The organism is Mesorhizobium sp. M7A.F.Ca.US.005.03.2.1, assembly GCF_003997795.1.
GTDB lineage: Bacteria > Pseudomonadota > Alphaproteobacteria > Rhizobiales > Rhizobiaceae > Mesorhizobium > Mesorhizobium ciceri.
On sequence record NZ_RZRP01000900.1, the window covers coordinates 1 to 2,464 of the forward strand.

Consider the following 2,464-nt stretch of genomic DNA (forward strand, 5'->3'; position numbering starts at 1 on the left):
CGGTCCGGATGGTCGACTAGGCAGCTTGGTTCCACGATCGCAATGCTTGATCGCTTCATTGCAGGCCATGGGCTCTCGCCCCCTCCTTTTGCCACACGAGGCGCCAGCTCACGTGTTGTTGTTGGCGTGCGCCCCGGCAACCGCTTTCACCAGCCGCTCCAGCGATCCCGCGCGCTCCAGCTCCGCAAAGAATGATGCGGCGTGACGCTACCCAGCCGGTGCTTCTCGGCCTTCCAATTAAACTGTCTCGACGAAAGAGCCGTCTCCGTTGCTCCGGTCTCGGTGTTGAGTTCTCTAAGGCTGCGCCACACCTTGGTCCCCACGCCGGCAAATGATCTCACTATGCAGCCCGTGCTCGCACGCTCTCAAACTAATTACCGCTGCTGCAACACGCCGCCTGGCGGCCTGCACCGAAAAGCCGACAGGGGTGCATCTGAATAGCCGTGAACCCAGGTCTCAAAGACCATCCGGCGCGACGAGCGGACGCACCGCACGTGTGACACCCGCCTTGTGGGGCAGGGTTGCCTTTCTCAATCCCGGCGTTGGTCGGCGTCCCAATGAGCAGCAAGCTATTATCGGCCGCCGAATCTTAGTGGCTTCGTCGAGAGCCTCAATCAACCAAGCGGCGAAAGCCCCGCTAGAGTCTCCGCCCGCCTGTCGCTATGAAGCAGTTGCAGCCAGCGCTGCTTCAGGCGCATGAACTCGCCCGATGCAATGATTTCCGTCGCCCTGGGTCTTTCGAAGGGCACTGTTTCTATTCCCTTCTTCTTCGGCGCGCGGCTTGATGCCGACATACGGTTTCTTGACCTGCCGCCTGAACTGGCTGCCGAAGCGGGTGCCCCGCCAGCGACCCCGACAATCCCCTGTTCCGCAACTGCTGAAGAGCCGACTGCGCTCGCATCCCGATATTGCGCAACGGCACTATGCCGACATTCTGGAGACCGCAGCCGCATGAGCCTCGAGATGTTCCGCCGACCGTCGACAAAGGCGTCCTCTCGCCTGCGTCCGCCATTTGTCAGTGCTCGATCTGATTGGGGAGACGCCGGTCGTCGAACTGAAGAGATTCGATACCGGCAGGTGTCGTCGCTTCGTCAAGATCGAAAGCCAGAATCCCGGCGGATCGATCAAGGATCGCATTGCGTTGTCGATGATCGTTAATGCCGAACAGCGTGGCACGCGCGGGGCGGTACAATCATCGAAGCGACCGCTGGCAACACAGGGCTCGGCCTGGCCATCTGGCGGCACGAAGCGCGTGATCGCGTGTCCAAAAGCTGACAGCGTCAGACAAATGTCAGGTTCATTACAACCAACATCTGGGCACTGACGAGGTTTTTCGAAGCAATGGGCGCTAACTGCGCGCTGAGCGCGTTGGCATGGCTTTTGAGACTGAGTGACTGTGACTGCACTCAATGGGGCAAGACGAGCGATGCGCTCCTCCCTGAACCCGTGTGCCGTCTCTGAGAGGAAACCAGCTCGTGCAGAAACCTTTGGAAATAGCTTTGGACCGCAACGTGGTATTGCAGATGGAGTCCCCGGCTCCTTCGATTAGAGTCGAGAACTGGCTGCATGGCGAGCCCCTCACGAGCTTTGAGCCCGGCAAGTGTACATAGTCGAATTTTGGGCAACTTGGTGCGGCCCATGTGTGGACGGGATGCCCCATCTGATCCAGCTGCAGGGCGTCGCCAGGCGCACCATCTGGACAGCAGGAACTGGACTATGGGCAAGGTAACAGGCTTTCTCGAAATCGACCGGCAGGTGCACAAGTACCAGCCGGCCTCCGACCGCATCCGGCATTTCCGCGAATTCACGCTGCCGATGTCCGACAAAGAGGTCGAGAAACAGGCCGCGCGCTGCATGGATTGCGGCATTCCGTTCTGCCATGGGCCGACGGGCTGCCCGATCCACAACCAGATCCCGGACTGGAACGACCTCGTCTACAATGGCGACTGGGACAATGCGATCCGCAACCTGCATTCGACCAACAATTTCCCGGAGTTCACCGGCCGCATCTGCCCCGCACCTTGCGAGGAAGCCTGCACGCTGAACCTCGAGGACATCCCCGTCGCCATCAAGACGGTCGAGCAGGCGATCGCCGACAAGGCTTACGAGACCGGCCATATCAGGCCCTATCCGCCGGAGAAGAAGACCGGCAAGCGCGTCGCCGTCATCGGCTCCGGCCCGGCCGGCATGTCGGCTGCCCAGCAGCTCGGCCGCGCCGGCCACGACGTCCATGTCTATGAGCGCGAGAGCCGGCCCGGCGGGTTGATGCGTTACGGCATTCCCGACTTCAAGATCGAGAAGCACTATATCGACCGGCGCATCGAGCAGATGCAGGGCGAGGGCGTCACCTTCCATTGCGGCGTCAATGTCGGCGTCGACAAGCCGGTTGCCGAGCTGCTCGCCGAACATGACGCCGTGCTTTATTGCGGCGGTTTCGAAACCGCGCGCGCGGCCGGCCTTCCCG

General features: G+C 61.2%; 1 protein-coding gene and 3 pseudogenes. All 4 read left to right on the plus strand.

Annotated features, from left to right (window positions below; all coding sequences use genetic code 11):
- Nucleotides 1-750: 750 nt before the first annotated feature.
- Nucleotides 751-955, plus strand: a pseudogene (locus tag EN991_RS41290) (isopenicillin N synthase family oxygenase); the annotation flags it as partial.
- Between the two features lie 8 nt (nucleotides 956-963).
- Nucleotides 964-1,233: pseudogene (locus EN991_RS32220) on the plus strand (pyridoxal-phosphate dependent enzyme); the annotation flags it as partial.
- 278 nt (nucleotides 1,234-1,511) lie between these two features.
- Nucleotides 1,512-1,675, plus strand: a pseudogene (locus tag EN991_RS32225) (thioredoxin domain-containing protein); the annotation flags it as partial.
- 41 nt (nucleotides 1,676-1,716) lie between these two features.
- A partial coding sequence (locus tag EN991_RS32230) for a glutamate synthase subunit beta (RefSeq protein ID WP_164769530.1) occupies nucleotides 1,717-2,464 on the plus strand: 748 nt, incomplete at its 3' end.